We start from the raw sequence: 26,498 nt of genomic DNA, 5'->3' as shown, positions 1-26,498 counted from the left end.
ATGCTGGGTTTTCTGATTTCAAAACCGACATCAGCACCTATAGAACCACAGGACATTGATGCAACCTATCGTTACTGGCGCTTGCATTTAATGTTATCGATGTACGTCGGCTATGGGGTGTTTTATTTCACACGCAAAAGTCTCAATTTTGCCATGCCTGCGATGCTCACTGATCTCGGGCTTGAACACTCCGATGTTGGTCTGCTTGGTACGCTCTTTTACATGACCTACGGTTTGTCAAAGTTTGTTTCTGGCATGGTCAGCGACCAATCAAAACCGAGTTACTTCATGGGTTTGGGGCTGGTTGTAACGGGCGTGATCAATGTGCTGTTTGGTTTGAGCTCTTCCCTAGCCGCATTTACCGTGCTTTGGACATTGAACGCTTTTTTCCAAGGTTGGGGATGGCCGCCGTGCGCTAAATTGCTCACCACTTGGTATTCCCGATCTGAACGTGGGTTTTGGTGGTCTATCTGGAACACTTGCCACAATTTAAGTGGCGCACTCATTCCGATCAGCATTGGTTTTATCGCTGTGACTTTTGGTTGGCGGTACGGATTTATTGCACCGGGTTGCTTGGCGATCATCGTTGGTTTAGTGCTCTGCTTTCGCATGCAAGATAAGCCCACAACGTTAGGGTTGCCCCCAGTGGGTGAGTGGCGTAACGATGAATTAGAAAAGCGCCATGAGTCTGAAGGTAAAGGGCTGCCATTTCGCCAAATTTTAAGTCGTTACGTGCTAGGGAATAAGTACATTTGGCTGTTATGTAGCTCCTATCTACTGGTGTATGTGGTGCGTATCGCGCTAAATGATTGGGGTAATTTATACCTCACTGAACGGCATGGTTATGAGCTTTTTTCGGCCAACGCTGCCGTATCGATGTTTGAAGTCGGAGGATTTTTAGGATCGCTATTTGGTGGTTGGGGCTCGGACAAATTTTTTAAAGGCAATCGAGCGCCGATGAACTTGATTTTTGCGCTAGGCATTTTCATTTCAGTGGCCGCGTTATGGCTAACACCGATTGACAACTTTGTGGTGTTGTCGGGCTGCTTCTTTTCCATCGGATTTTTTATTTTTGGTCCGCAAATGATGATAGGAATGGCCGCCGCTGAATGTTCGCACAAGGATGCGGCTGGAACCGCGACCGGTTTTGTCGGCTTATTTGGCTATCTTGGTGCAGCGTTAGCCAGTTACCCATTGGCTGTCATTATTGAACAATTTAGTTGGGAAGGATTTTTCAGTGTCATTACCCTCTCAGCCGCACTGATTGGATTACTGATTTTGCCCTTTTTAAAAGCGCAGCAGCGTGCAGGGAATGCCGTCACTATGTCATAACCTTTCCTCACGTTGTTTTCTGATTTCGCTGTGTCATGCAGCAAAAACGAAATCACAGGAATGTGATGAAACTTAACGCTGCCCTACGTCTACGTTAAGTAATGAAAATAACAAGAGGAAACAGACATGAAAGATAGATTACCTCGCAGTGTACTTGCTACCTGCATTCTCGGTGCTTCGCTTGCCGCGCCTCAAGCATTTGCTGAAGGCCGACTCGTGGTTTATTGCAGTGCCACTAACGCCATGTGCGAGACAGCGACTAAAGCCTTTTCTGATAAATATGACGTAAAAACCTCTTTTGTTCGCAATGGCTCTGGCAGCACGCTGGCCAAAATCGAAGCAGAGAAGAAGAACCCACGCGCGGATGTTTGGTATGGCGGCACGTTGGATCCTCAATCACAGGCGGGTGAAATGGATCTCTTACACGCTTACCAATCTCCGCAGCTTGAATTCATTATGGATGGATTTAAAGATCCAGCGAAACGCAAAGGGAACTACTCTTCGGCCGTTTATATGGGTATTTTAGGTTTTGGGGTGAACACTCAACGTTTGGCTGAAAAAGGATTACCGATCCCGCGCTGCTGGAATGATTTAACCAAACCTGAATACAAAGGAGAGATTCAAATCTCTGACCCACAAAGTTCGGGGACTGCCTACACCGCATTAGCCACCTTCATTCAACTTTGGGATGAAGATAAAGCCTTTGATTATTTCAAAGCACTCGACAAAAACGTCTCTCAATACACCAAATCAGGTGTTACCCCTTCACGTAACTCAGCGCGTGGTGAAATTGCGATTGGTATTGGTTTTTTGCATGACTACTCACTCGAACAATCGAAAGGAGCACCGCTGGAGCTGATTTCTCCTTGTGAAGGTACAGGTTATGAAATTGGTGGTGTGAGCATTATCAAAGGGTCGCGTAACCTTGATAACGCGAAACGGTTTGTTGACTGGGTCATGTCAAAAGAAGGACAAGAGCTGGCATGGAAAGAAGGTCAATCTTTCCAAATTTTAACTAACACTCAAGCGGAACAATCCCCCAACGCCCTCGACCCTAAAAAGTTAACCTTGATCGACTATGACATGGATACCTATGGATCCTCTGATGAACGTAAGCGATTGATTAATAAGTGGGTTAATGTCGTAAAAATGGGTGAATAGCCAACGCATTCCCTTATCTTAGCCTCGATGGGCAGTGCCTACTGCCCTTTTTATAAAGCCAATACCAGGCTTATCACCGTGTGGCTACAAACAACTTTGGTACAGAAAAATGAATGAATTTACAGCAGGCACTGCACCACATCGGCCGCTAAAAACCTCGCATAGGGACCCAATTTTTTATTGGATCCTGACGTTATTGTGTGCGTTTGTGCTGTTGCCCTCTTTTGCACTTGATTACGGAGTGTTTGATTCAACATCGCAAGAGTTTTATGCCGCTATGGGTTGGAGCCGTGCCAATATTTCTTGGTTATGGTTTGCGCTTCCGGGTGTACTTCTCATTCGCCCTTGCTATGCAGGTAATAAGTACGCCAAACACCGTCACTATTTTGATATCGGTTATTCAGCGGCATGCATGTTTTTCGTGTTGGTCAGCTCTTGGTATACCCAGCAAGGTTTAGGTTATTCAACCATTGCACTATTTATTGCCTTAAGTGCTGTCATGACATTGGCATTGGCTCGTCTTGAGTTTTTGGGCGGTGACAGCTTCGTGATTGGTGCTCTGATCTCGATTATTCTCTTGATCACGATTTTTATTATCTTTCCGAGTATCGCCATCTTTGTACCGATGTTCCAAGATGAAATGGGGAACTTTGTTGCGTGGCAATTCATTGAAATTTTGAGCCGAGCGCAGATCATACAAATTGTTTGGAACTCCGTACTGCTTGGCGTATCTGTGGGTATAGGTGCCACTTTCTTTGGTTTGATCTTTGCTATCTATACCACACGCATTGCCACTCGCTCCGCTTTCATTGCGCGAATTTTTTCTATTCTTCCCATTGTGACTCCCCCTTTTGTCGTTGGGCTTGGGGTGACTTTAATGCTTGGGCGCTCCGGTTATATCACCGAACTCATGGTGGATTGGTTTGGGTTACAACAGACAAACTGGCTGTATGGTTTTACAGGCATTTGGATGGCACAAGTGCTCGCCTTTGCTCCTATGTCATTCATGATTTTAGATGGCGCGATGAAATCCCTACATCCATCACTGGAAGAGGCGTCCTACACACTTCGAGCCAATCGTTATCAAACTTTTTTTAAAATTGTCATGCCATTGCTCAAACCTGCTTTGGCCAACAGTTTCTTAATCATCTTTGTCCAATCACTGGCCGACTTCAGTAACCCGCTTGTACTTGGGGGCAGTTTCGATGTGTTAGCCACTCAGATTTACTTCTACATCGCAGGAGCTCAATTAGATTACGCTTCCGCCAGCACACTTGGGGCCGTCTTGCTGCTATTTTCGTTGGCGATCTTTGTTGTCCAATATCTGTGGATAGGAAAGCGTTCATACGTCACCATTTCCGGCAAATCATATCGTGGCGATGTGCAAGCGCTGCCTACCTTACTTAAACATACGGTTTCGGCACTGCTCTATTTTTGGATGGCATTTAACATCTTGCTTTATGGCAGCATCATCTTCGGCAGCTTCACCGTGAACTGGGGTGTAGATTACAGTTTAACGCTTAAAAACTATATTCATCTGTTTGGCATGGGAATGAGTGAAGGTGCTTGGCCATCACTTATCACGACGATGATTTATGCCGGCGTTGCAGCTCCATTAACCGCCTTCTTTGGTCTGTTGATTGCGTATATCGTTGTCCGTCAGCAATTTTACGGTAAGAAAGTGATTGAGTTTGCAACCATGCTTTGCTTCGCCGTTCCGGGTACCGTGGCGGGGGTATCTTACATTCTTGCATTTAATGATGCGCCTATTTACCTCACCGGTACCGCGGCCATTGTTGTGATTTCCATGGTGATGCGTAACGTGCCAGTAGGTATTCGCGCAGGTATTGCAGGGCTAGGCCAACTTGATAAATCGCTCGATGAAGCGTCACTTAGTTTGCGGGCTAACTCCTTTAAAACCATTACTCATATTCTGTTGCCGTTATTACGACCAGCAATTCTCTCAACACTGATTTACAGCTTTGTTCGAGCAATGACGACCGTCAGCGCCATTATTTTCTTGGTGACACCAGAAACACGGGTGGCAACGTCTTACATCCTGAATCGTGTAGAAGATGGTGAGTATGGCGTTGCGATCGCATATGGCTCGATTTTGATTGTTGTGATGTTGGCTATTATTTTAATTTTTGATTTTATCGTTGGCGAGGCACGTGTTTCTCGTTCTAAAGCCAATAACCAAGAATAACCATTGGAGATATCACCATGGAAAATGAAAACTTTGTTGTTTTAAAGAATGTCTGCAAGCGTTTTGGCGATAAAACCGTCATTGGTAATTTGGATTTAGAAATCAAAAAAGGCAGCCTTGTAACACTGCTCGGCCCTTCAGGATGTGGAAAAACGACCGTGCTGCGTTTGGTCGCAGGGCTCGAAAAACCAACCAGCGGCCAAATTTTTATTGATGGTGAAGACGTCACGAGTACCTCCATCCAGCAACGTGACATCTGCATGGTGTTTCAATCTTACGCTCTGTTTCCTCACCTTTCCTTACATGACAACGTAGGTTACGGCCTAAGAATGATTGGCTTGAGTAAAGATGAAGTAAAACAGCGAGTGGATGAAGCCTTGAAATTAGTAGATTTAGAAGGCTTTGGAGAACGTTACGTTGACCAAATTTCAGGAGGTCAGCAACAGCGAGTAGCGCTCGCTCGCGCGTTGGTGCTTAAGCCTAAGGTATTGCTATTCGATGAGCCGCTCAGTAACTTGGACGCCAATTTAAGACGCAGCATGCGTGAAACTATTCGAGAGCTGCAACAGCGTTTTAATATCACCTCTTTGTATGTGACGCACGATCAGGCGGAGGCCTTTGCCGTTTCTGATACTGTGATTGTGATGAAAGATGGCGACATCATGCAGCAAGGGTCACCAACTCAACTGTATAAGCACCCAACCTCGATGTTCATGGCCAACTTTATGGGCGAAGCCAATATTTTTGAAGGTCAATATGATGGTGAATATTTGATCATCAATGGCTATAAGATCCCCGCTAATGATGACAGTGTCACGGCTTTGCCTGCGGGGAATTATCAAATTGGTGTTCGACCAGAAGCTATTTTGCTCTGCGCGGACGGTGATGCCTGCCAACAGTGTCAAATTACCAGTATTGCTTACATGGGGTCGATGTATGAAGTGTTGGTTAAATGGCACAACAAAGAGCTGTTACTGCAACTCAACTCGTCACAATTTGACCCCAGTTACGCTGATCACCCTTACCTGACGATCAACCCCGTGGGGTTATTCCTACTACCTGAAGATGCTTAATACTGCCTAGCTTGACCAAACGCCTCCAAACTAATGGAGGCGTTTGTGTCTTAGTGAGAGCAATGAACAACTTAACGAGAGCAATGAAAAAGATCCACCCGCGCAAGTGAGATTGGTTATAATCATCAGCCAGTTAGCACCAAGGCATGAGTTGGGTTATCATCCTTAACTTGGTTTGTCGCCACTAAAAATGGGCGAGTGATGCTCAATCAATGAGTTTAACTTGTCTGTACGGCGCTCTTCTCATCGCACAATTAAGAGACATTTCATGTTACTTCCCACACAAACAAGTTGGGTTATTTTAGCGGGTGGGCAAGCCAGCCGTATGGGTGGACAAGACAAAGGGCTGATTGAACTCAATGGCCAACCTTTGATTCAACATGTCATGAATAAGCTTAAGCCGCAATCTACTAACCTGACGATTAACGCTAATCGTAACCATGCACAGTATCGTCAGTTTGCGCCTGTCATTTCCGATACCATGGCTGATTATCCCGGTCCACTCGCTGGAATTCAGGCAGGGTTAACCCATGCACAAACCGATTGGGTCGGATTTGTCCCTTGCGATTGCCCGTTGATCAATGACGATCTTGTTGCGCGTTTTTGCCATGCTGCTCAAGACTCGCATGATATTTTAGTCGCCCATGATGGTCACTTCGCTCAACCCGTATTCACCCTTATTCACCAACGTGTGCTGCCAACACTGACTGCATTTTTAGAACGTGGCGAGAGAAAAATCACCCGTCTTTATCAAGAATGCCACACAGATTACGTTGACTTTAGCGACTCGCCAAACTGCTTTTTGAATCTCAACACGCCTCAAGATCTGGCACAATTTGGAACTTTGACATCATGAAATATCAAGCGCCTTCATGCCCTTTGCTTGGTTTTGCGGCCTACTCTGGCACAGGAAAAACAACCCTGCTTGAAGCCTTATTGCCCAAGTTAAGAGCAGCAGGCCTAACATTAGGCGTACTTAAGCACGCGCACCACGATTTTGATATTGATAAACCAGGTAAAGATAGCCATCGGCTGCGTAAAGCGGGGGCAAGCCAGATGTTAGTTGCATCGCGCTATCGTCATGCCATGATGACTGAGACGCCAGAAGCCGAACCCGATTTCGAATATCTTTTGTCTCGCTTTGATTGCGATAAACTCGACGTAATTTTAGTTGAAGGGTGTAAAAACCTCACCTTTCCAAAAATTGAATTGCACCGTGCTGAAGTGGGTAAACCTTGGCTATATCCAAATGATGAAAATATCATCGCTATCGCCGCGGATGAAGTTGTGAAAAGTGCTTTACCACAGATGAACATCAATGATCTCGATGCAATAGCGGCGTTTGTCATTGAATATGTACAGCGTTGTAAATGAAATATCCTGCGCTATTTCAGTGGTGAAAGCGTGACAATTATCCCACTTAAAGGCAAAATCTAGCCCATTACATGTTGGTTAGTCATGTTTCAGCGCTGCCAACGCCCCCATTTTCAATTGGTTGATAGTAAGCGATCAGCCTTTGTTTATTTTCCCGAAATTGGGAATGACGATTTTAGAGAGATGATCATGGCTCGCACCATTTTGTACACTTACAAAAATGAAGATAAAACGCTGACTTTTTCTTACGAAAAGCATCACAACATTCAAGAAGCAGTAGCCGAAGCAGAAGGTATTGATATTACTGATTTTTTAAAAATGGAACAGCAGCTGGAAATGATTTCTGACGCAAAAGCGGTACGCAATTACCGCGATAACCACTTTAAAAAGTTAGGTTTTAGCAAGCTAACACTGCAACAAAAAGAAAACGTAGGTGTGGGTAAAAAAGGTGCTAACACCAAATAAACAGAACTTAGGTTAAAGAGTTAACTTTTGACTGATATAAAAAAGGGCCCGTTTGATTATAGGCCCTTTTTGTTTGATTTTATGATTTGATATTAAGGAAAGCCGCACCACGTACGCCGCCTGAATCACCATGTTTTGCTTTGATGATCTTCGGACATTTCGCGACAGAAAGCAGGTATTTCGGTACGCGTTTAGGCATCTCTTGGTAGATCAATTCAAAGTTTGATAAACCGCCACCGAGTGCAACAACGTGTGGGTCATTGGCTGTGAAAATGTTGGCAAAACAGATGGCAAGTAGTTCCATAAAGCGCTCAACATGCTCAACGGCTTTCGCTTCACCTGCTTCATTGGCGTGAATGATATCAATCGCTTTTTTGTGCTCGCTATAATAGTGCTCGTACAATAGCTCAAAACCGCGGCCAGAGAGATAACTGTCTAAGCATCCTTTCTTGCCACAACCACAGCCGAGCATCGGCGCGTTATCACCAAGATGTAACCATGCATCAAGAGGCAGACGCATATGACCAAACTCCCCTGCGACGTGGTTACGGCCAGAGAACACTTTCCCTTCATAGATAAGGCCGCCACCAAAACCTGTGCCGAGAATTAGGCCCATAACCGAAGGCTCATTTTTCAGCTCATCGTCCCATGCTTCAGAAAGTGCAAAGCAGTTTGCATCATTTTCAATCTTCACGCTGCGGCCAATTTTTGCTTCTAAATCAGCACGCAATGGTTTGCCTTTTGCAGCAGGAACGTTGACGGTTAATACCGTAGCATCATTAGCGTCTTCCATACCTGGTAGGCCAAGGCCTATTTTACCTTCCACACCCAATTGCGCGTCATATTTACTCACCAACTGCGCAATGGTTTCAACTAGCAGATTGTAGTCGTTTGTTGGGGTAGGAACGCGCTCCGTTGCTACGCGTTCTAACTTCTCATTAAACGCACCAAACTCAATTTTAGTGCCACCGACATCAAAGCCGTAGTACATGCAATCTCTCCTAAAATTTGCTCATCAATGAGCTAAAAATAAAACTTTGGGCATTATCCACAGAGCTCAGCCTACAATCCGTGACCGAGTACCAATTTATCTGGTCTATAGGTTCGATTGAACAATTACTCATCACCGAATCGATCAACTTTAGAGTCACGTCTCGCTTTGCTGCTGGTCGATGAAACGTTTCAAGACTGGCCTGCTCAAATCATGCTTTAGGCGGGTTTTGCTCAGCAAGTAACTTTCCCGAAACACTTCAAACCATTGGCTTAATAGTAGAGAGGCTTGATGCTCACCCACTTCAGCCAATACCAATGACGCCACTTCAGCCGTTGATAAATGCTGCTCATTATCAGATTTACGCATCATATATTGCGATACGCTTTTAGGTGCGATAGACATCACCGGAAGCGCATCCAAATAAGGTGATTTACGAAACATTCGTCTTGCCTCGCGCCAGCTTCCATCAAGCAATATCAACAGTGGTTTGCGTTTATCGTGCGCGCTGGGAGGGCTTTGCATTACTCGAGGCTTTTCATCCACATACACTTCGGGAAAAATGACGACTGGTTGATAAGCGGGATTATTCAACAGTGCTAGCATTTCCGCGTGAGGTTCGGTGCGATTCCACTGATAAACGTAAGTTTCTTTAATCACATCGGCAATTAGTCGACCAGTATTACTGGGTTTAAATACTTCATTTTCAGAAACCAGCAGTAATACTGCGATATCCGTATCCATATCCATATCCGGTTGATGGCCGCATAAGCAGTATTGCGTGGCGACCTGACAATAGGCGCAACGTTCAACTTTCGCACCACGAGCTTGAAAAGGTTTGGTCGATAACGCTAAGCGATGTTGGAACAAATGGTTAAATGCGTGGATTCTCATAAATCAGGGCGGCAAGCTGGAAAGTGCTGCCGATTGTACTTACAGTACAAGCAGATTCCTAGCACAAGACCATTGAAGATGAGCCATTAAGCATGAACCTGAACCCTGAATTGATCCGTTTGAGCGTATTTTTCGCTGTATTTATGCTTTGTGCGCTGTGGGAATGGTCTTGCCCACGTAAAACACTCACCCAAAGTAAAGCCACTCGCTGGCTGAATAATTTAGGTTTGGTTGGTTTAAATAGCGTGTGCTTATCGCTATTGATGCCAGTGTTAGCCATTGAAGCGGCTTATTGGGCGCAGCAAGACTCGATTGGTCTTTTTAATTGGGTGGATTTACCACAAGTGGCTGAAATTGCGCTGTCAGTTATTATTCTTGATGGCGTGATTTACGCCCAGCATGTGCTTTTTCACTTCTCTCCTTGGTTATGGCGTTTACATCGCATGCACCACGCTGACCAAGATATTGATGTGACCACTGGCTCGCGGTTTCACCCACTTGAGATGATCCTCTCTTTGTGGATCAAAATCACTTGCGTGATCATTTTGGGTGTCAGCCCATTCGCGGTATTGATATTTGAGGTTGTGCTCAATGCGAGCGCGATGTTTAACCACAGTAACGCAAAATTACCGTTGAAAATGGACCGTTGGCTTCGTTGGTTGGTGGTGACACCTGACATGCATCGGGTGCATCATTCAGTCATTGTGCGAGAAACTCACTCCAATTTTGGTTTTTTCTTGTCATGTTGGGATCGGCTATTTCGTACTTATCGTACGCAGCCAGAATTGGGCCATAAGCAGGTCATTATCGGCCTACCACTCTTTCGAGAGAAGCGTGAGCAGTGGTTGGATAAAATGCTTACCCAACCATTTAGAAAAAAGTGACAACGTCATGAAAATACAGAAATCCGCGCTGGATAAGCTAGTTGAGCGTATATTTATGCAACATAGCCTGCTGTTCACCCGCAACTTCAGCCACCTGCTCTGAACTTTCGACCATGGCTTCAAGCTGTAATTTGGTTTGCTCACCTTGCGATGAAACTTGGCTGATAGATTGACTTACATCGGCCGTCGCTCGTTCTTGTTCTTCTGTTGCAACGCTTATCTGCTCAACTCGAGCACGAATCTGTTCCACTGCTTTTTCTATCTGCTCAAATGTTGTTTTGACTTCTTGACTTGATTGCAGCGCATTACTCATCTCTTGGCGCGAATCCGATACCGCTTGACGAGAGCGCTGCGTTGCATTGGTGAGTTCATTCATCATGTCTCGGATATTGGTGGTTTGCTGTGATGTATCGCTGGCCAATTTGCGTACTTCATCGGCTACAACCGCAAAACCACGCCCTTGTTCGCCAGCTCTTGCCGCTTCAATCGCGGCGTTCAACGCCAGTAAGTTGGTACTGTCAGCAATACCGCTGATCATATCCACCATCTCGCGAATTTTCTTCACGCGCTGGTCAAGCTCGTGCATTGCTTCATCGTTTAAATGCAGTGTATTTTCAAGAGATTCCAAGCGAACACGGTTTTGTTCTACCACTTTCACCCCTTGCGTAGAAAACTGGCTGGCAGCCACTGATTCTTCATAAGATTCACTGGTCACAAGCGCGATATTCCGAATCGCCGATTCCAACTCACTCACGGTGGAAACCATGTTAACCAACGAATCATTTTGTGCGGCTAAACTGCGGTTGGATTTATCGGCTGCATCGTGACTGGTTTCGGCATTTTGGTAGAGCATTTCACAATTGCGCGTTACGGTAGAAATTGAATATTTTGTTGATTCAATAACTTGGTTTAGTTGTAGAGCAACTTCTTTAAATTCACTCGGGCCAATCAAGCGAGCGGGTTGAGAAAAATCGTGTTGAGTTAATAATGCAAGCTTGGCCAATAAGTTATTCAGCCCCAGCTTTAGCCAGTGGCGTAACCCTAGCCATGCTAGTAAAACCAAAGCGACCAGAATAATGCCGCCAGTATATTGTACTTGCTTAACCATTAGCATTGCGTCATGAACCACGTTCTCACTGTGTTTGATCAACTCACTTGCGGTGGCAGAAATCGTATTTAGCAGTGCTACCGTGTCTTTGGCTAGCTGCGCAGCTTGTGCCATTTCTTGTCGCTGCTGCTGTGCTTGCTCAATTTTATTTAAGATCAGTGCTAAAATGCCATGCTCAACAAAACCCGCTTTAACCATTTCATAAGGTGCCGTCAGGCTTGCAAACTCCATAACATCAGGATGCCACTCTTTGAAATCATCAAAGGCTAGCTCAATTCCCGCCATGCGATTACGGATTTCTTTAAATTGCACTTTGGCCTGTTCAGGATCGTTTTGCATCATTAACAGTAAGAAGGTACTTTCCATCGAACTTGCACTGGCAATAAAGCGGTTAGCCGCATCCATCGATTCCGGGTTATCTAATGCGAGAAATGAACTGATCCGGTTCATCTCCGGTCCAATGGAGCTTAATCCGTAACGAAACGCGGTGGCGGCGTTATCGATAGCATTCTGCTGTTCAAGCAAAGAGGCCTGCGTTGATAAAATAGAATAGGTGAGCTGCTGAAATGCCGCACTTTTGCTGCGTAACGACACTTGATGATCTTGAGTAATCGCGTTACCGATACGAGTAGCGATGGAGAAAAGCTGGTCAGTAAGTTGGTCAGTCTGCTGGTTTAAGTGGCTTAATTGCTGGTTTACCGCTTCTAATTCTGCCGATTCCGTTGTGCGGATGCCATCTCCGAGAGATTGTACTTGTTCTAATATATTTTGCGTCAACCTTGCATTATTTAATGCCAAAGGTAGTGTTTGTTCAGACAATCCAGAAAACTGTAGCCCTACCTTATCGATGCTTTTTAAACTGGTGATGGATAAAAGGACCACCAGTAACGTCATCGTGATGAAAATGGCACTGATGGTTTGAATCAACGACAGTGAATGTCGATTATTTATTGAGGAATTCATGATAAATGCAACTAAGTGATTAGAGAATGTGTTAAGGCTCAACCATAGTAGGAATGCAATATTTCAAAAATGTTTCAGTTACATTTCATTGGGATGATAAATGATTAAAAGTCCAATACTCTTCGCATTATCAATAACTAGTGTGCTAACGGGTTGCGTAGGATCGCCTATTTCGTCCAATTCTGGCCCTACTTATGTTACTCAAGAAGAGGTTCTGTCAATTGTCCAAGATAAAGACGATGGATTAGGCACGGTTTTTCAGCGCTGGCAAGGAGTGCCGTACCGATTAGGTGGTGAAACGTTGAACGGAGTCGACTGCTCAGCATTTGTGCAAATAGCGTTTAAAGATGTATGGCAGATCCCTCTACCACGAACCACACGCTCACAGAGTCAAACGGGGTTTGAGGTAAATTATCAAAATGCGCAGCGCGGGGATTTGGTCTTTTTTAGAACATCAAGGACGAGCAATCATGTTGGAGTCTATCTAGGAGACAAAAAATTCATGCACGCCTCTACGTCTAAAGGTGTGATGATCTCAAGAATCGATAACCCCTATTGGGCTTCTAAATTCTGGCAATTTAGGCGGATTATAAGCCCGCCTAACTCTGATTAGTCATACTTCAATTAGTCGTACTTCGCAACGGCAGTATCGAACAGATTCTTCACTAAGGCGATGTATTCATCAAGAAAAAGGATCTGTTCATTGGTCGCAGGTTTACTCCAAACACCCGCCAATACTTCACCAAGATCTTCCACTACAGAATCGGCTTCTTTGAGCAACTGGAATCGAACACTGGAATGTAGCTCAGGGTTTTGTTCAAAAATAGCCATGATGTTGCTTGAAACCATGTCGGTCACAACATCTTCTACACTTTCAGCGCCAATATCTCCGCCTGATGTGAACACATCCATATTAAAAGAGAGATGCTCTATCAGAGCCAAATAACCATCGGTTTCTACAACCACTTTAATTCTCCGCTTTACCGCTAAATTGCTAGTAATCACTGTACCTTCAATAATACTAAGCCATGTCAGCCCATTTTCACAGATTTGATAGTTTAGACGTTCAAATTTCCCGCGATTTCTTGATAAGCATCTATTTCACGAGCATTTATTTTCCCCAAAGTAGGATACGCCATCCTATAAATTGGGTTACTAGCACCTAAGCAAGATCAACTTATGGAAAATATAGCGTTATTTTTAATACTATTTCTGTATTCGCATCTGCAAATTCTTGCACTTAATCACATTTATGAGCATTGGTGCTCCCTCAAAAGGAAAGTGGCTAAATTATGTGTCACGCACTTCTGAAATATTCGTAACCATGACCTAAACTACGAATTATTAAGTAAATCAAGGCAGAGGTCGTTATGTGGCAAACTCTCATTCAGCAGTTATCCGATACGCTCATGTTTGAATTTAACCCTGTTGAAAAAGAAAAAGTCAGCGGTGGTGACATTAGTGATTGCTACATGATCAGCGATGGCGAGCAACGCTATTTTGTTAAAGTAAACACACGAGACTTCTTAGCTAAGTTTGAGATTGAGGGTGAAAACCTACGTTCGCTTCGTGAAACGTCAACAGTACAGGTTCCCGAGCTAGTGATGATTGGAACCAGTAAAAATCATGCTTTCATTGTTTTAAACTATCTACCAACCAAACCCCTAGATAACGCGACGAACAGCTATGAATTCGGTGTACAACTGGCCAAACTGCATCAATGGGGAGAACAAAAAGAGTATGGGTTTGATGCAGACAATTATATTGGTTCCACTTTGCAGCCAAATCCGTGGGACAAAAAGTGGGGTCGTTTTTTTGCGGAACAACGTATCGGCTGGCAATTGCAATTGTTGCGTGAAAAAGGAATTGAGTTGTTCAATATCGGCGAGTTGGTCGATGTTGTCCAATCTCGCTTAGCTAACCATAGCCCTCGCCCATCTCTGCTGCATGGAGATTTGTGGCACGGGAATGTGGCAAACTCTGTATTTGGTCCAATTTGCTACGATCCCGCCTGTTATTGGGGTGATCGTGAATGCGATATCGCAATGACAGAGTTATTTGAAGGTTTTCAACCTGAGTTTTACCAAGGCTATGAGAGTATCTTACCTTTGAGTTTGGACTATGTGGAACGTAAGAATATTTATAACCTCTATCATGTCCTCAATCACTACAATCAATTTGGTGGCCACTATCTGGTCGAAGCGGAAAGTTTGATCAAGAAAATCCTCTCCTTTTAACGGTGTAAACAACCGAGCTGTATAGACAACAAATGAGCCTTAATAAATGGCTCTTTTGTTGTTTTATGGGCCAATTCAAAGTTTGAACTTAATTTGCCGCTTAAAGGAACTTAGCGACTTAGTATTAAGGTATCTCCAAGGATGTAAGGAAAGAGATATGAAAAATTATACGGAAAGAATGGTCAACTGCCCTCACTGCGGTCATTCCATTCGGATCACCCTAGATGCATCAAATGGTAGCCAAGAGTTTTATGACGATTGCCCCGCCTGTTGCCATGCGATTCATCTCAATATGATGGTCGATGAACGTTTAGACAAAATAGAGTTGTTTGTTGATGCCGATGATGAACAAATCTTTTAAAAAGTGAGCGCTTGGCAAGCGCTCTTCTTAATGGTTACGTGCAACACGCCAAGCCCCCTATCTAGCCTAATCAAGCTTTGTCTGAAATAGATTTCACCGCATATAGCGCGACGAGCAACCTTCCCAATAAACATTAGGTAATTTCATCAGTTTTTCATGGAGCTTAGTGTGACATTTCTTTATCATCCATGCCTACGCGATAAGTTGATTATTGGTCGCGATTTTTGCTTGTCCTTCCTCTGGAGATATTTGTGCATCGTTATAAACAAGAAGCTTCAAATTTAATCAAATTGGCAACACCTGTGTTGATTGCCTCTATTGCTCAAACTGGAATGGGCTTTGTAGATACCGTCATGGCAGGTGGTGTGAGTGCGATTGATATGGCTGCGGTATCGATCGCGGCGAGTATTTGGCTACCTTCGATTCTGTTTGGTGTTGGGTTGTTAATGGCGTTGGTTCCTGTTGTAGCGCAACTCAACGGATCAGGGCGGCAAAAGAAAATTCCTTTTGAAATACAGCAAGGTGCAGCGCTAGCGTTGTTTGTCTCTATTCCCATTATTGGTGTTCTTTTTCAAACTCAATGGATTTTGGGGTGGATGGATATTGAGCCGTTGATGGCTGAAAAAACTAACGGGTACATGTACGCCGTGATGTTTGCCGTACCTTCTTATTTACTATTTCAAGCATTGCGCAGTTTCACGGATGGTATCTCACTGACGAAACCCGCTATGGTGATTGGTTTCGCGGGCTTATTAGTTAACATTCCACTTAACTGGATTTTCGTATACGGAAAATTTGGCGCACCAGAGCTAGGCGGTGTAGGTTGTGGTGTGGCGACGGCAATTGTCTATTGGTTGATGTTTTTTATGCTGCTGTTTTATGTCGTCACTTCTAAACGCATGGCGCACATTAATATCTTTGGTGAATTCCATAAACCACAATTGAAAGCGCAAATTCGCTTATTCAAGCTTGGTTTTCCTGTGGCGGCAGCGATATTTTTTGAAGTTACTCTATTTGCTGTGGTCGCATTGTTGGTCGCTCCACTCGGTTCATTGGTGGTGGCGGCTCACCAAGTCGCTTTGAATTTCTCATCATTAATTTTTATGTTACCGATGAGTATCGGCGCTGCAGTGAGCATCCGTGTTGGCCATAAGCTGGGCGAAAAAAATATTGAAGGGGCAACCATCGCTTCACAGGTTGGCTTGTTAGTCGGTTTATCTACTGCAATTATCACGGCGACGTTAACGGTTCTATTTCGTGAATATGTGGCTTTGCTTTATACGGAAAACCAAGCCGTTGTAGCCATGGCAATGCAGTTGCTTATTTTTGCGGCTATTTATCAATGTATGGATGCGATTCAAGTCGTTGCAGCAGGAGCGCTACGTGGTTATAAAGACATGACGGCTATTTTTAATCGTACCTTTATCGCTTATTGGATGATTGGCTTGCCAACCGGCTATGTATTAGCAATGACAGATTTCGTTGTCGAACCTATGGGTGCCAGTGGGTTCTGGATAGGATTTATCGTTGGCTTATCCTCTGCTGCTTTAATGCTGGGTATCCGCTTACACTGGATGCATCAACAAGCCGATAGCGTGCAACTCGATTTTGCATCGAAATAACAGCTTGATTCTCTGAATTTCAACGTGGCGAAAAGGCGTTGCGATGAAATAATAAGGTCAGACATTGTCTGGCCTTATTTATATTGCTGGCCTTTCTCTCATAAAACGTGCAAATCTTGGTTTTCCTTCTGCAGTGAGATCATTAAAACGAAAAGTAATAATGGATCCGATCTTTGGTGGATTATTTCTGATCTCATCAGAAAAACCGCTGCCGATATAGAACTCAACACCGTTTTCTAAGCGCACTAGCACTGATCCCATCATACCTTGGTACTTGCCAGAACCCAGTTTATAACCAATGACCGTAGCTTCAGCATCTTGGTGTTTTTTAAGCTTAAGTAAATCGTTACTGCGGCCGGCTTGGTAATGGGCATTAATTTTTCGCAGCATCACCCCTTCACCCTGCCCATCACTTACGTTGTCTAAATACCCAAGCAGCTCTTTTTCTGAGTGAATTGATGAATGTTCAATATAGGTAATGTGCGGAGCATTCATGAGTGAGGATAAGTGGATAAGATTGCGGTATCGCTTTTGGTAGTCACCGATCGCTTCGGGCATATCAAACAGCATAAAGCGGATGCTTTGCCACGCTTCATCGGTTGGTATGGTATCCAATACCGTTTGTTGAACGTGATGAAACTGACCTCGTCCAGCCCAAAGCTCTCCTTCTAATGCTTTATTAGGTAATGGTGCAGTAAACCAAGCAGGCGCATTGATCTTATTACCATTACGCGTATGAAGATATTGTCCATTCCAGACGGCGCGAATTCCATCCAGTTTTTCACTTTTCCAATACTCAGCAACATCAATGCCATGTTGGTAACTATTGGCTGCTGTGACCGGAATAAACATCTGAGAGTTTTCCGTTGCAGTGACAGGAATTGTGTTCAATAAAGCGATGGAGAGTAGCGATAGTTTCAGTTGCATGCCATCAGGCTCGATCAATCAAAATGTGGTACATACTTAGCACGTACCACTCATATGAAAACCATAAACAAGATAAATTGCGATGAAATTCATACTCAATCATCTCTAAAAAACAGCTTATTACATAGACAGCTACGACATGTAGATAGTGTTTTATCAGCCTTTTGAACCTAAGCGTTTTTAGGCTGCACGTGTGTATTCAAGCCACTCCAAATGATTTTGCCCTGCTTTTAAGCCCATGTCATAGCCTATGTTGAGCAACGGTAACTTCATCGTCAATCTCTTAACGGGAAACCCTTCAGGTGGCGCGATTACTCGAATGATGGCATCAGAAGGTGGATTGCGAATAAATTCAAGTGATTGGTTGTAATGTTTCGCACGAAATAGCATTGATTTAGCCATATTTGGATGGCGTGAAAAGAGTTTTTTCATCATCCACTTACTTTTAAGGGGCGACATGATATAGCTAAGTGGATGTGATAAAACAACCGTAATATCTCGTGCTCCACGGCGATACGCTTCTTTAACAGGGATCGAGTCAGCAACCCCTCCATCAGTGTAGCAACCACCATGGAAACAAGGCGTATGCTTATAAACTATCGGTAGCGCGGATGTGGCTTCAATGGCCGTACTCAAGTTTTCTTGAGTCACTCGATAATAATCGGCTTTACCCGTTTCGATATTGGTTGCAACGGCAAAGAAAGGGACTGAGTTAAACAGTTTGTCTTCATCAATCGGATAACGTCGGTTGGACTCATCGATTAGCCAACGCACATCGACGAGATTTCCCCCCTTAATAAAGCGAATTGGGTTAAAAAAAAGACGGTTGGTGGCAAGCTGAGTTACAACGTGATAACTGCGTCTCGGTTGCTTCGCAAGGTAGCCGATTAAGTTTGAAGCTCCAGCTGAAACACCTAATACAAAATCAAATGGGTTATGCTGATGTTGTAAAAAACTATCCAAGACTCCACTGGCAAAAATGCCGCGCATCGCACCACCTTCAACCACTAACGCTTTCATCATGATTCTCTCTCTGTACTTCATCGTTAAACGTTATGGTACGGAAAAAATCAGAAAGACAATAATAGGTTCTCTTTATCACTAAGATAGGCAAAACCGAACCAATGTCAGTCTTGATAATGACGATTCAAAAATCGTAAAAGGTCAGACGCCTCATCATCGGGCAGATGAGGCGCTATGATCAGATATTAGCAGTTTGCGCTTGCTGAACTTTTTGTAAACGAGAAAGGAATTTGATCCATCCTTTGGCATGGCTTGATGGGTTTAGGTTTTCAGCTTGCTTGGCTTGGTATAGAGCATTATCGAGTTGATTGAGTTTGTACAGCGCATGAACTCGCGCTAACGCGACATCGGCTTTTTTCTCGCGCGTGGTGACTTTATCCAACGCCTGTAACGCTTCTTTAAATTGCCCTTGCTGGTTGTACAGCAGCGCCACTTGCCAATAATATTGCTCATCCTGTTCAGCTGCTTTTGTCCATGTTCTGATCGCTGATTGCCATTCTTTGGCTTGCTGCCAGTAAGTGGCTTGCTCTTTCAGTAAAGTTAAATCTTGATCAGCATCAGATAATGTTTGCAGAACTTGCGCCGCACGTTCTGGAATGCCGTTTTGCGCATACAACTGCGCGAGCAAGTGTTTATCCTTATCGGTTAGTTTCACACCTTGTAATTTGGCTAACGCTAAACTGTTTAATGCTTGACGACGCTGATCTAAACGCAGATGTAAACCGACTAACTGTCGCCACCAACTGGCTTGGTTAGGCTCCAGCATGATCAGTTTTTCTAAAGTTGGAATGGCCGCATTCCACTGTTCTAGCTGAAGCTGCGCACCTAATTTAAGTGATAATGGATTTTTAGTATTAAGTGGTGTCACGGTTTGGTATTTATCCAACGCATGCAGCACTTTTTTCCATTGTGCAATTTGGTAGTGGGTCTGTGCGATACGCAACCACAGATCGTCTACTTTCTGTGAAGGCGGAACGGATTTCAATAATTGGTAGTAGTGCGGTAACGCCTTTTCAAATTGTTGTTCATTGACATACAGATCAGCCAACATACGTTCGGTGGTCCATGCCTGCTCATCTTGCAGCTCTCCACTCTCTACAGCGTACTTGATCTGTTTGACTGCCGCTTTGGGCTGACCACTTTGCCAATAAAACACACCAAGCATCCGGGCGACAAATGCTTTATCATAAAGACGTGACGTTTCAACACTGCTCAGTACCTCAATGGCTTGAGTGAGGTTCTCTTCTAATGCAAATTGCTGTGCTTTTTGCACTTTCAGGACTGTTGTCGCACTTAATTCGCTCGCATTTAAAGAGAGCGAGCCGATAACAAGTGATAAGCCAATCAATATACGTTTCATCATTTGGCAATTTTAAACTCCACAGTCACGGTTTGTCCCGGCTGCTCAATGGCTTTGCCGTCAACAATCTGAGGTTGATACTTCCATTTTTTCAGCGCTTGCATCGCTTCACGCTCAAACATACGTTTAGGATTGGCATCGACGACATTGATGTCGACGGCTTTTCCTGTTGTATCAATGGTAAAGCTTAATGTAACGAAACCTTCTACACCTCGCTTTAGGGCTCGGCTTGGATAAACAGGCTCGACACGATATAACGGCATTGCTTGCTGGTTTGAGCCAAAATCACCAAAGGTTGGTGTGCTAATCGCCACCCCATTAAGCGCGGTATCCAAACCCAAAGCTGGTAAACTAGTGAGTGATGTAGCGGCCGTAGCAGTAGTTTGTGACTGTGTCACTTGTGCTTGCGGTGGCGGCTCAGGCAACTTTAAAGGTTCCGGAACGCTACGTTGGCGACGCTGTAAATCGTGTTCTTGTTCCATCATCACCATGTTAAATCGCAGTGCTTGAGTTGGTTTTACAGCGTGTTGGTTACCGTTATCCACCATCCACGCCATAAAACTGAACAGCGCCAGCGAAATCGCTCCTGCAATTGGCAAAGCAAGCAGTAAACGTCCCATTAACGCTTCTCCGCCGCCAATGCGATATTTTTCACTCCGGCCCCTTTGGCCGCATCCATCACTTTAACAACCGTACCGTTATAAGCATGTTCATCCGCTTGAATCACTAACGCCGCATCTGGTTGTTCGAGTAGCAGATGTTCTAGGGTGGCCTCTACACGTTCAACATCAATCAAGCGTTTGTCGATGTAAATATCATTGGATGCATTGATAGCGACAAAAATACCCGCATCTTTCTGGCTCACCGCGTGAGAAGCTTGAGGACGGTTAACCTCAACACCTGATTCACGAACAAATGAGCTGGTGACAATGAAAAAAATCAGCATGATAAAGACGATGTCGAGCATCGATGTTAAGTCTATCTGCGCCTCATCATTTCTTGGTTGGCGTCTGCCTAATCTCATCGCAAACTCCTTAACGATTTTTCTAATTTTAATTCAAGTAGATGACACTTTTTTGCAAGACGAGCATGCACAAACATGCCCGCAAGGGCCGCGACCATTCCGGCCATTGTCGGTAATGTGGCCAATGAAATGCCAGATGCCATCAATTTAGGATCGCTACTGCCTTGATTTGCCATCACATCAAACACAGAGATCATTCCGGTGACGGTGCCGAGCAGCCCTAACATTGGGCAAAGTGTGACGAGCAGTTTTATCATGTTAAGGTTGTGGCGCAGCATCTGCTGTGCTTCACCAAGCCAACCCTCGCGAATGGCATGGGCATACCATGAATGGTGTTCCGCGCGTTGATGCCATTGCTCTAACCACCCTTTTCGATATTTAGGAAAGCTCAATACCACAAACAGTACGCGTTCGATGATCAACAACCAATAAAGCGCCACCACCCCAGCTAGCCACCATAAGACGATACCCCCTTGCTGCATAAACTGCTGCAAGGTTGTTAGCCAGTCATTGCTGAGCAGTGCGCTTGGCAATACGCTGTTCATTACGCCGCATTCCTCATTGAAGCTTGGCATTCTTGTTCTGCTTGCGCAGCAACGAGGCCAATCCCCTGTTTTTCTAAAATAGAGCGAATATTTTCCGCTTGAGAGCTTAAGATATTGTGAGCCAGTAACAGTGGAATCGCAGAGACTAAACCCAGCACGGTAGTCACCAAGGCCATTGAAATACCACCTGCCATCACTTTCGGATCACCATTACCAAATTGTGTGATCACTTGGAAGGTTTCAATCATGCCGGTCACCGTACCTAACAACCCAAGCATCGGTGCAATCGCGGCTAATAACTTCAGCATCGATAAACCTTTTTCCAAATGCGCTTGTTCATCGACCACCGCTTCCAGCAAGCGCAGCTCCAACGCTTCTACGCTGCGATTTTGCTCTTTGTTATAGACGCTGAGTACACGCCCCAATGGGTTATTACCAATTTTCTGTACATCTCTAAGCTGCGCTTTGATCTTGTGGTGAGTCATCACCAATGCGAAGCCGCGATAGAAAGCAATGATTAAACCAATACCAAGCAGTACCAAAATGATGTTACCGACCGCACCACCCATTTGTAGCCGTTCGGCTAACGTTGGCGTAAGGGCTAGCTGTTCAAGCATGATGCCACGCGAAGGATCGACCACTAAGCTTTCGATTTCTCCCGTATTTAGGCCAGAGAAAATCTGTCCATTGTCCGGTTGTTTCAAATAAGCGGTGGCGGCTTGTTTATCTCCATTCCATTTGACATAACCTTGCTCTGTCACCAAACCAAAGGTTCCAATACGATAAGCGGCCACATTTTTCGTGACACCGTCACCATTGATAAATGCGATCTGAACGCGGCTTAGCTCACCACTGGCGATGATCTGTTCAACATAGCTGTGCCATAACCCCGTCAGCTGCGGCATCGAGGGTAAAGATTTTGCGGCGACAATTTCTTGTACCCGCGATGTATACTGATGGCGATCAACCGCAGTGATGGAAGATTCCAATTCACTGCTTAATGCTTTGGCATTTTGGCGTACCACACCAAACAGCTCTCCAAGGCTTCCTGTTTCTAAGCGAAGCTGCTCTTCTAAACGTGCTAGTCGGTTTTCATTATTACTGAATTGCGTGCTTAGCTTATCCGATTGCGCTTGTAAATCTTGGCGCTGAGCTTCTAGCTCTGCTTTGGCGCGGCGTAGCTGCTGTTCGGTTTGTTTAAAACCCGCTTCGCGTTCGATATTGTGCTGCTGCTGCTGTTTGTTTTCCACTTTGGCGCTGCTGACTAATTCCGTAGAAGCAAAGCTGTTGAAAGCCAATAGTGTTAAACAGAGTGATGAGAGAGAGAAAACCATCTTCATTTGCTTTGCTCCTCTACTAACTCAAGTGAAACAGGTATCGTCATTAAGTTTGGTGTAATTAAATTGTTGGCCATTTTGAAAGCGGTATCTAAATCGGCATATAGCCCACTATCGACATCGGTCCATTGGTGCGAGTTTTGGCTCCAGCTCCAATACTGTTTGCCATTTAAGCTACGAGCCACCAGCGATAAACGGCCAACGTATAAAATGTCAGCTTCAATGGTTTTGTTTTCATTGAGCACCACTGCGCCTTGATAAACACCCAGTTTAGTCCCGTAATCAATTTCGATTTGGTACGCTTCAAGAATACGGCGGTATTTTTCAGCATCGCTGACATCCGATCGCACCATCATCGATTCCAGCTTTTCTAAACGCTCTAAACGCGTTTCGCGCTTTAATGGTTTGTCGTTTTCGATTAGGGTACGTAGCCCGTCGATCATCTGATACATCAAAGGAACGATGCCTTGGCGAGTCAGTTTTATCTCATCAATTTGTGACGATAGACTTTGCGCTTCCTGATTCTGGTTTTCCACCAGCGATGCCAAGTGATTACGATAAATAGTGAGATTTTTCACTTCTTCTTTTAACTGATCGATGTCAGCTTGCGTCAGCAACGCTGATTGAGAACTGTGATTGATGTTCTGTTGGCTGGCGACTGAAGCCGAATTGGTTTTATTTTGGATGGCATTCGCGTCACTGAGTGTAGAAGCATTTACTGCGAACAAACTGGTAGTCGCCACCAAGGACAAGCTGATTTTTAAAAGATTCATAGACGTTATTCATTACCTTCAACGAAGTGTTATTACCTTGTTGATAAAAGCTCTCATTATCATCAAGGATCGCATTCTAACGATTTTTTCCGGTGCAAACAACCACAGTATGCACCGAACACTCTTTGCTGATGAGTTTTAAAGCCACCTACCCTTTATTTACCTTTGCTGACCCCAAATTGCCAAACAGACTTCATTAAACTTTTGACTTTTATTTTGACCACTCGCCAATGTGTGATGGGCCGTATAGGTGCGGTATTTAGCAGGTGTTGGTAGGTTTTTTCGCTCAAACGCCCCTCTTTGCCGTGTGCAAGAAGCAGTGTTTCTGGGTTGAGCTTGAAGATCCGTTCAAGTGACTGGCGATATTGATTGGGATGGAAAATAGGAAAAGGGGCAATCAACTGCTTTTTCACTTCAACCATTAAATCGGCAACATACACAATGCCTTGCTGTGCATGGTAGACAGATAAATCTCGGTCGGTATGCCCTGGAGTTTCTAAGATTTGCCATTCGTTAAAATGAGGAATAGTCTCGCCATCGTTGAGCTTAATATCAGGCTTTAAGACACGTGGATACCATAAATTCTGCCGCGGGCGGCCTAGGCGATTCGCCATCCAACGCGCAAGCGCAAGATCGGCTAAATGCATACAAAATCCGTCCAAACCACAATACCAATCATGATCTTTATTGGCAGAGATAATTTTACAACCCGTTAATGCACGCAATTGATGAGCCGCCCCAGCGTGATCTGGATGCATGTGAGTTACCACAACGGTATGAAGATGAGAAAAAGGACGGTTCAGTTCATTCTCAATGAAGTGCTGCAACGTAGGTATGTCTGCTCGACTTGCACCGTCTAGCAGTAATAATCGTTCTGGATATTCAGCCAGATACATATTCTGAATATAGCCTTTGATCGTATGTAGCTTCACCGTTATCCCTACTTGACAGATCAGACCTCCTGCCTGATGTTGGATAAGCATAGCATTAGCGAAAGTGATGTCCAAAGCGCGTCGTCTCTCATTTCCATCAATTTGAAGACAAAATAGAAGGCGCGCGCTATGCTGAGCCGGTTTTAATTGTGTAGAGATAACGCTATGAAGCCTATGATTATTGGCCACCGCGGAGTGGCCGGCCATTACCCTGAAAATACGCAAGTGAGTGTGCAAGCCGCTATTGATTTAGGCCTAAAGTGGGTTGAAGTGGATGTGCAACCGACTCAAGATCACATATTGGTTGTTTGCCACGATCACACCATTAATCGTTGCAGTAATGGTAAAGGGCGCATTGATTCTTATACGCTTGAGCAATTACAACAGTTCGATTTTGGCGCTTGGTTTGATCCTCAATTTGCAGGCGAACCCATCATGACATTAGAGACGTTGCTGACACTCGCAAAGCAGCACAGCCTTGGTTTAAACATTGAAGTCAAAGTGGATAAACACGATGTTGCTCAAGTCGCTGCTCAACTTAAAGCGCAACTGGATCAATGTGGATTACCGAATGAACAGATTGTTCTCTCCAGTTTTAGCCACGCTATCATGCGCGAGCTTTATCAGCATTGTCCGGGTTATAAATTGGCGGTGTTGAGCGAGCGATTAACGCGTAAAGATAAGCAAGTGTTAGCCGAAATTGACGCCTTTGGCTGTAACCTTAATTATCAATGGATCAGTGCAAAACACATTGCCGAGTTACATCAAGCGGGTTACCAAATTTGGTGCTACACGGTGAATAATCCAAAAAAGTTCAAACATCTCAACTCGGTTGACGCCATTTTTAGTGACGATCCACAGTGCTTTTTGTAAGCCTGCAAACGTTTAGCTGACTGGTAGAATCTCTTTATTGAGAATGATTCTTCATAATGCGCCACTCTTCCACTCTGTCATCACTAAATAATATGGATGATTTCCTAAGGTACTCTCTATGATACTTGACTCATCGTTATGGATTTGGATCCCGCTGCTTTTTGCCGTTATCTTCAGTTTTCAAAAGCAGTTACGTCCAGCATTCACCTTGCTAGCACTGTCGTTAGTGGCCGGATGGTTCACAGACCGATTATCGTTAATGGCCCTGCTGTATGTCGCCATTGGATTATGTGGTGCTTATTACATTCCACAACTGAAAGGCCGCTGGAAATGGTTTGCTCATGGTGCGTTGCTATTATGGGCAATTGCACTGCTGCTGCATGCTATTCCAGGTTTTAATAATCCTAAAGTGCTGGATAATGTGCTTGCTGGTGCAAATAGTGCCCCCTTTCGTCTCTACTTGAACCTAGATAAACCTATGGTATTTTTTGCTTTGCTACTCGCTTGGCCGCCACTCCTTGGCAACCATCAAACCATTCGTTGGGCCGCGATCGGTAAAGTGTCGATTCCTCTTTTTGCTTTGCTTTTTGTCGCATGGGCGCTTGGCGCGATTAAGCCCGAGTTATCTTTACCGACTTGGTGGTGGCTCTTTGCTCTCAATAATTTGCTTTTAACCTGTGTGGTGGAAGAAGCATTTTTCCGGGGCTATTTACAAAAAGCCGTTAGTGAAAAATTCGGTCTATGGCTAGGTATTGCGCTCGCTAGTATCCTATTTGGTCTTGCGCATTTTTCTGGCGGCGTGACTTTGGCGCTATTTGCCACATTAGCTGGTATTGGCTACGGCGCGATCTATCATCTAAGCGGGCGTTTATGGACGGCTGTACTCTTCCACTTTCTCTTTAATTTTTCCCACCTTATTTTCTTCACTTATCCAGTATGGGTACAGCGTTAAAACCTTTAAGCCAGCTGAAGTTTTCGCTGGCTTTTTTCTTTTTTTCAGTCGATGAAATACCTTATTGATAGTTTAGTGACA

26 protein-coding genes and 1 pseudogene are annotated in these 26,498 nt (G+C 44.5%); 14 read left to right on the top strand and 13 right to left on the bottom strand.

Annotated features, from left to right (window positions below):
- The 7 genes and pseudogenes from uhpC to DD616_RS11455 all read left to right on the top strand — a co-directional run bounded on the left by uhpC (position 1) and on the right by DD616_RS11455 (position 7,611).
- Positions 1 to 1,332 (top strand): MFS transporter family glucose-6-phosphate receptor UhpC, encoded by a 1,332-nt coding sequence (gene uhpC / locus DD616_RS11485; RefSeq protein ID WP_208871700.1) that lies wholly within the window; start codon positions 1 to 3, stop codon positions 1,330 to 1,332.
- 126 nt (positions 1,333 to 1,458) lie between these two features.
- Positions 1,459 to 2,493, top strand: coding sequence for an ABC transporter substrate-binding protein (locus DD616_RS11480; RefSeq protein ID WP_013856874.1), 1,035 nt, complete (start codon positions 1,459 to 1,461; stop codon positions 2,491 to 2,493).
- Positions 2,494 to 2,602: 109 nt separating this feature from the next.
- Complete coding sequence (locus DD616_RS11475; protein ID WP_026027999.1) at positions 2,603 to 4,699, top strand: ABC transporter permease; 2,097 nt, start codon at positions 2,603 to 2,605, stop codon at positions 4,697 to 4,699.
- A 17-nt stretch (positions 4,700 to 4,716) separates the two neighbouring features.
- Complete coding sequence (fbpC, locus tag DD616_RS11470; protein ID WP_017044718.1) at positions 4,717 to 5,772, top strand: ferric ABC transporter ATP-binding protein; 1,056 nt, start codon at positions 4,717 to 4,719, stop codon at positions 5,770 to 5,772.
- A gap of 268 nt (positions 5,773 to 6,040) precedes the next feature.
- Positions 6,041 to 6,628 carry a molybdenum cofactor guanylyltransferase MobA gene (mobA, locus tag DD616_RS11465; protein ID WP_026027998.1) on the top strand — a complete coding sequence of 196 codons (588 nt, stop codon included), beginning with the start codon at positions 6,041 to 6,043 and terminating at the stop codon, positions 6,626 to 6,628.
- Positions 6,625 to 7,137 (top strand): annotated as a pseudogene (gene mobB / locus DD616_RS11460) (molybdopterin-guanine dinucleotide biosynthesis protein B); the annotation flags it as partial. The gene mobA and the pseudogene mobB, both read left to right, overlap by 4 nt.
- Before the next feature lie 198 nt (positions 7,138 to 7,335).
- Complete coding sequence (locus tag DD616_RS11455; RefSeq protein ID WP_026027239.1) at positions 7,336 to 7,611, top strand: DUF2960 domain-containing protein; 276 nt, start codon at positions 7,336 to 7,338, stop codon at positions 7,609 to 7,611.
- A gap of 79 nt (positions 7,612 to 7,690) precedes the next feature.
- Here the strand turns inward: DD616_RS11455 and nagK are convergent, their stop codons facing one another.
- Positions 7,691 to 8,602, bottom strand: a complete 912-nt coding sequence (gene nagK, locus DD616_RS11450) for an N-acetylglucosamine kinase (protein WP_170900404.1) — start codon at positions 8,600 to 8,602, stop codon at positions 7,691 to 7,693.
- Between the two features lie 156 nt (positions 8,603 to 8,758).
- Entirely contained in the window at positions 8,759 to 9,496 is a 738-nt protein-coding gene (locus DD616_RS11445) for a tRNA-uridine aminocarboxypropyltransferase (RefSeq protein WP_208871699.1), read from the bottom strand.
- 92 nt (positions 9,497 to 9,588) lie between these two features.
- Here DD616_RS11445 and DD616_RS11440 point away from each other — a divergent pair, with 92 nt between their 5' ends.
- Entirely contained in the window at positions 9,589 to 10,380 is a 792-nt protein-coding gene (locus DD616_RS11440) for a sterol desaturase family protein (protein WP_208871698.1), read from the top strand.
- 37 nt (positions 10,381 to 10,417) lie between these two features.
- Here DD616_RS11440 and DD616_RS11435 read toward each other — a convergent pair whose 3' ends face one another.
- Positions 10,418 to 12,493, bottom strand: coding sequence for a methyl-accepting chemotaxis protein (locus tag DD616_RS11435; RefSeq protein WP_017050513.1), 2,076 nt, complete (start codon positions 12,491 to 12,493; stop codon positions 10,418 to 10,420).
- A 58-nt stretch (positions 12,494 to 12,551) separates the two neighbouring features.
- Between DD616_RS11435 and DD616_RS11430 the strand changes: the two genes are divergently transcribed.
- Entirely contained in the window at positions 12,552 to 13,064 is a 513-nt protein-coding gene (locus DD616_RS11430) for a C40 family peptidase (RefSeq protein WP_194661834.1), read from the top strand.
- An 11-nt stretch (positions 13,065 to 13,075) separates the two neighbouring features.
- On the opposite strand, the gene DD616_RS11425 is transcribed toward DD616_RS11430, so the two are convergent.
- Positions 13,076 to 13,417 (bottom strand): DUF3802 family protein, encoded by a 342-nt coding sequence (locus tag DD616_RS11425; RefSeq protein WP_026027237.1) that lies wholly within the window; start codon positions 13,415 to 13,417, stop codon positions 13,076 to 13,078.
- A gap of 404 nt (positions 13,418 to 13,821) precedes the next feature.
- Here DD616_RS11425 and DD616_RS11420 point away from each other — a divergent pair, with 404 nt between their 5' ends.
- From DD616_RS11420 to DD616_RS11410, 3 genes are all read left to right on the top strand, one after another.
- Entirely contained in the window at positions 13,822 to 14,688 is an 867-nt protein-coding gene (locus DD616_RS11420; RefSeq protein WP_013856861.1) for a fructosamine kinase family protein, read from the top strand.
- A 157-nt stretch (positions 14,689 to 14,845) separates the two neighbouring features.
- A complete protein-coding gene (locus DD616_RS11415; RefSeq protein ID WP_010320526.1) occupies positions 14,846 to 15,049 on the top strand; it encodes a CPXCG motif-containing cysteine-rich protein in 204 nt (67 codons plus the stop codon).
- A gap of 251 nt (positions 15,050 to 15,300) precedes the next feature.
- Positions 15,301 to 16,671, top strand: coding sequence for an MATE family efflux transporter (locus DD616_RS11410; RefSeq protein ID WP_208871697.1), 1,371 nt, complete (start codon positions 15,301 to 15,303; stop codon positions 16,669 to 16,671).
- A gap of 78 nt (positions 16,672 to 16,749) precedes the next feature.
- Here the strand turns inward: DD616_RS11410 and DD616_RS11405 are convergent, their stop codons facing one another.
- From DD616_RS11405 to DD616_RS11365, 9 genes are all read right to left on the bottom strand, one after another.
- Positions 16,750 to 17,592, bottom strand: coding sequence for a DNA ligase (locus tag DD616_RS11405; RefSeq protein ID WP_439144736.1), 843 nt, complete (start codon positions 17,590 to 17,592; stop codon positions 16,750 to 16,752).
- A gap of 186 nt (positions 17,593 to 17,778) precedes the next feature.
- Positions 17,779 to 18,642 (bottom strand): patatin-like phospholipase family protein, encoded by an 864-nt coding sequence (locus DD616_RS11400; protein ID WP_237292970.1) that lies wholly within the window; start codon positions 18,640 to 18,642, stop codon positions 17,779 to 17,781.
- 157 nt (positions 18,643 to 18,799) lie between these two features.
- The gene (locus DD616_RS11395) at positions 18,800 to 19,984 is read right to left on the bottom strand and encodes a tetratricopeptide repeat protein (RefSeq protein ID WP_208871696.1); all 1,185 of its coding nucleotides are present in this window, start codon (positions 19,982 to 19,984) and stop codon (positions 18,800 to 18,802) included.
- Positions 19,981 to 20,601, bottom strand: a complete 621-nt coding sequence (locus DD616_RS11390; protein ID WP_208871695.1) for an energy transducer TonB — start codon at positions 20,599 to 20,601, stop codon at positions 19,981 to 19,983. The genes DD616_RS11395 and DD616_RS11390 overlap by 4 nt, the downstream gene beginning before the upstream one ends.
- A complete protein-coding gene (locus DD616_RS11385) occupies positions 20,601 to 21,005 on the bottom strand; it encodes an ExbD/TolR family protein (RefSeq protein WP_013856855.1) in 405 nt (134 codons plus the stop codon). Before DD616_RS11385 ends, DD616_RS11390 begins: the two co-directional genes overlap by 1 nt.
- Positions 21,002 to 21,550, bottom strand: a complete 549-nt coding sequence (locus DD616_RS11380) for a MotA/TolQ/ExbB proton channel family protein (protein ID WP_013856854.1) — start codon at positions 21,548 to 21,550, stop codon at positions 21,002 to 21,004. Before DD616_RS11380 ends, DD616_RS11385 begins: the two co-directional genes overlap by 4 nt.
- Entirely contained in the window at positions 21,550 to 22,890 is a 1,341-nt protein-coding gene (locus tag DD616_RS11375; RefSeq protein WP_208871694.1) for a MotA/TolQ/ExbB proton channel family protein, read from the bottom strand. Before DD616_RS11375 ends, DD616_RS11380 begins: the two co-directional genes overlap by 1 nt.
- On the bottom strand, positions 22,887 to 23,660 hold the full coding sequence (locus DD616_RS11370; protein ID WP_208871693.1) for a DUF3450 domain-containing protein: 774 nt from the start codon (positions 23,658 to 23,660) through the stop codon (positions 22,887 to 22,889). The genes DD616_RS11375 and DD616_RS11370 overlap by 4 nt, the downstream gene beginning before the upstream one ends.
- A gap of 155 nt (positions 23,661 to 23,815) precedes the next feature.
- Positions 23,816 to 24,592 (bottom strand): MBL fold metallo-hydrolase, encoded by a 777-nt coding sequence (locus tag DD616_RS11365; RefSeq protein WP_017047620.1) that lies wholly within the window; start codon positions 24,590 to 24,592, stop codon positions 23,816 to 23,818.
- Between the two features lie 165 nt (positions 24,593 to 24,757).
- Between DD616_RS11365 and DD616_RS11360 the strand changes: the two genes are divergently transcribed.
- Positions 24,758 to 25,465 carry a glycerophosphoryl diester phosphodiesterase gene (locus DD616_RS11360; protein ID WP_129532496.1) on the top strand — a complete coding sequence of 236 codons (708 nt, stop codon included), beginning with the start codon at positions 24,758 to 24,760 and terminating at the stop codon, positions 25,463 to 25,465.
- Between the two features lie 118 nt (positions 25,466 to 25,583).
- Entirely contained in the window at positions 25,584 to 26,417 is an 834-nt protein-coding gene (locus tag DD616_RS11355; protein ID WP_208871692.1) for a CPBP family intramembrane glutamic endopeptidase, read from the top strand.
- Positions 26,418 to 26,498: the final 81 nt, after the last annotated feature.

The sequence above is a fragment of the Vibrio anguillarum genome, assembly GCF_003390515.1.
GTDB lineage: Bacteria > Pseudomonadota > Gammaproteobacteria > Enterobacterales > Vibrionaceae > Vibrio > Vibrio anguillarum.
This window is presented reverse-complemented; position numbering and strand designations above follow the sequence as displayed.